The sequence below is a fragment of the Bradyrhizobium hipponense genome (assembly GCF_008123965.1).
Classification (GTDB): domain Bacteria; phylum Pseudomonadota; class Alphaproteobacteria; order Rhizobiales; family Xanthobacteraceae; genus Bradyrhizobium; species Bradyrhizobium hipponense.
The window spans coordinates 11,071-14,356 of sequence record NZ_VSTH01000128.1 but is presented as its reverse complement, the minus strand read 5'-3'; the positions used below and the strand labels follow the sequence as shown (position 1 = coordinate 14,356).

Annotated in this window: 2 protein-coding genes; both read left to right on the top strand. The window is 64.7% G+C overall.

The genetic code is table 11. The features are described 5' to 3' along the window. Positions 1-205: 205 nt before the first annotated feature. Positions 206-604 (top strand): DUF2946 domain-containing protein, encoded by a 399-nt coding sequence (locus tag FXV83_RS31875; RefSeq protein ID WP_148743546.1) that lies wholly within the window; start codon positions 206-208, stop codon positions 602-604. A gap of 145 nt (positions 605-749) precedes the next feature. Next, positions 750-3,185, top strand: a complete 2,436-nt coding sequence (locus FXV83_RS31870; RefSeq protein WP_430648962.1) for a TonB-dependent receptor — start codon at positions 750-752, stop codon at positions 3,183-3,185. The last annotated feature ends 101 nt before the right edge of the window (positions 3,186-3,286 follow it).

The following is a 3,286-nucleotide window of genomic DNA, read 5'->3' as shown; positions in this document are numbered from 1 at the left end:
GGGGAGGGAACGGAGAGAGTACCGCTGTTGGCCAACTCGATTCGACTTCGACCATCACGCTCTAGTTGCCCGAACGACACATCAAGGAGCTGGGTCGCGCGAATCGGCTCCACTTCGATTGACATCCGCTGACCGATCCTGCGATGTTACATTGTAACGTCGCGACTTCAGGGGATTGGCGCCTCGCGATGTGGGGTGCGTTTGGATGAAATGGTTCCGCTCGAATGTCAGGCAAGGCGCCCGGCTCGCGCTTTTTGCGCTGCTGGTGCAGTTCGCGCTGACGTTCGGCCATGGCCATTGGTTCGCCCAGGCTGCGCCTCTCGCCCTGTCCCAGCAGACCGACAGCAGCAAGGGGACGGCTGCGATCGACCGCGCCGCGGTCGAGAAGCAATCGCCGTCAGGCCCCAACCGCGAGCAGCCGGGCGACGACAATTGCGCGATCTGCGCCGTGGTCGCGATGGCGGGCACCATCGTGTTCGCGACGCCGCCTTTGCTGCTGCTGCCGCAGGCCGTCGAGCTGCTCTACCGCACCACCGACGCCGAATTCGTCCATCTGAAATCGGCCGGCTCGGCGTTCCAGCCCCGAGCCCCTCCCGCGTCCTGATCTCCAACACTTGATCACGCCTGGGCTTGCCGCGTGCCGGCAACCGTTCAGGAGACGTTGAAGTCGAATTCCGTCGTACCGCGACGGCAGGTCCGCCTCCGATCAGCAAGCAATATTCGGACGGCGCCTGGCTGGAATCAGAACCATGACAATCGAATTGCGACGCGCGCAGCGCCTTGGCAGACTAAGTCTTGGCGGAGCAAGTTTTGGCAGAGCAAGTCTTGGTAGAGCAAGTCTTGGCAGAGCAAGTCTTGGCGGAGCCAGCCTGCTCCTGCTCGGCGCCGCTGCCACCCCGGCGTTTTCCCAGGACAAGCCGGCTAGCGAGCTTCCCGCCGTCACCGTGACGGCTCCGAGCCCCATCGTTCGCAGGCCGGTCGTGCCTTCCCGCAGCACAAGCCGCGTGGCGCGCGCCGCACCGGCGCGCAACCGCGAACGCACCGCGGAAGCCGCGCCGGCACCTCCGCCGTCCCCCGCACCTCAGCAGGGCGTGCTGCCGATCGTGACCAACCAGTTCGCCACCGTCACGGTGGTGCCGAATGAAGAGATCCGCCGCGAGGGCGGCGGCCAGCTCGGCGATCTCCTGTTCTCGAAACCCGGCATCACCGGATCGAGCTTCGCGCCGGGCGCCTCCAGCCGCCCGATCATCCGCGGGCTCGACGTCAACCGCGTCGGCATCGTCGAGAACGGCACCAATGCCGGCGGTGCCTCCGACCTCGGCGAGGATCATTTCGTTCCGATCGATACGCTTGCGACCAATCAGGTGGAAGTGGTGCGCGGGCCAGCGGCGCTGCGCTATGGCTCGACGTCGATCGGCGGCGTCGTCAGCGCCACCAACAACCGGATTCCCGATGCACTTCCGAACTGCGGCGCGCCGTTCCAGAGCTATGGCCTGCCGGTCAAGGCGCCGCTCGCGGGCGCCGGGACGTCGCCCTGCGTCACCGCCGAGACGCGTTCTGCATTCAGCTCGGTCGATCGCGGCATCGAAAGCGGCCTACTGCTCGATACCGGCGGCGGCAATTTCGCGTTCCATGCCGACGTCTACGGCCGTAACACCACGGATTACAGCATCCCGAGCTATCCATATCTGGCCGACCAGACACGCCCCGTCACAAACGGCCGCCAGCCCAATTCGGCCACACGCTCGGACGGCGCCTCGATCGGCGGCTCCTACATCTTCCAGGGCGGCTATATCGGTGCGGCGATCACGCAGAACGATTCGCTCTACCACATCCCCGGTATCGACGGCGCCGACCACAACACGCGCATCGACGCCCACCAGACCAAGATCAACGTCAAGGGTGAGTACCATCCCGACGCCGCTGCAATCGACGCCATCCGCTTCTGGGCCGGCGCGACCGACTACCGGCACAACGAGATCGGGCTTGCCGATACGGCCGATCCCACCACCGACGGCGTTCGGCAGACCTTCACCAACAAGGAGCAGGAGATCCGCATAGAGACGCAACTGATGCCGTTCAACGCCCGTTTTGCCGAGGTGACGACTGCGTTCGGCTTCCAGGCGGGCCACCAGGAACTGACGGCGCCAAGCCCGGATGATCCGGGCGCGCTGTTCAACGGGTTGTGGGACCCGAACCGAAACTACCGCGTGGCGGGTTACGTCTTCAACGAGTTCAAATTCAGCGAACAGACCAGGGCGCAGATCGCGGGCCGGATCGAACATGTCGAACTGCACGGGTCGACGCCCGATTTCCCGGCAGACTTCCTGCCCGACGGGGCGCCGCAAACAAGCATCGTCCGCAATCCGTCGTTCACGCCGAAGAGCGGTAGCATCGGCCTGTTGCAGGACCTGCCGGGCGGAACGGTCGGCAGCATCACCGCGCAATATGTCGAGCGTGCGCCGAAGCCGGCCGAGCTGTTCTCGCGCGGTGGCCATGATGCGACCGCGACCTTCGACATCGGCAATCCGAACCTCACCATCGAGACCGCGAAGTCCGTCGAAATCGGCTTACGCAAGGCGACCGGACCGTTCCGGTTCGAGGCGACTGCCTATTACACGCACTTCGACAACTTCATCTTTCGCCGCCTCACCGGCGTAATGTGCGACGGTGAATTTGCCTCATGCGGCGCGCCTGATGCAGAGCTGAACCAGGCGGTCTATTCGCAGCGGAATGCCAACTTCCGCGGCGGCGAATTCCAGTCGCAGCTCGATGTCGGCGCCTTCCATGGCGGCATCTGGGGCATCGAGAACCAGCTCGACGTGGTCCGCGCCACCTTCACCGACGGCACCAACGTGCCGCGGATTCCGCCATTGCGGATGGGCGGCGGGGTGTTCTGGCGCGACGACAACTGGCTGATGCGCGTCAACCTGCTGCACGCCTTCGCACAGAACAATGTCGCAGTGATCGCGGAGACGCCGACGGCGGGCTACAACCTTTTGAAGGCTGAGGTGAGCTACAAGACCAAGCTCGACCGCAACTGGTTCGGTGCACGCGAGATGATAGCCGGCCTCGTCGGCAACAATCTCCTCAATGAGAACATCCGCAACTCGGTGTCCTACACCAAGGACGAGGTGCTGATGCCCGGCATCGGCGTGCGGGCGTTCGCCAACTTCAAGTTCTGACCATGCGCCAGTCGGGGCCCACGGGCCCCGACTGGCCTCGCCTCCGGATTGCGCTTCGCTCCATCCGGGCTACTCGGCTATCTCCACACCGTCATTGCGAG

Excerpts from the sequence above, each read along its gene's own strand:
- FXV83_RS31875 (WP_148743546.1), top strand. The coding sequence starts at position 206 with ATGAAATGGTTCCGCTCGAATGTCAGGCAAGGCGCCCGGCTCGCGCTT.
- FXV83_RS31870 (WP_430648962.1), top strand. The coding sequence starts at position 750 with ATGACAATCGAATTGCGACGCGCGCAGCGCCTTGGCAGACTAAGTCTT.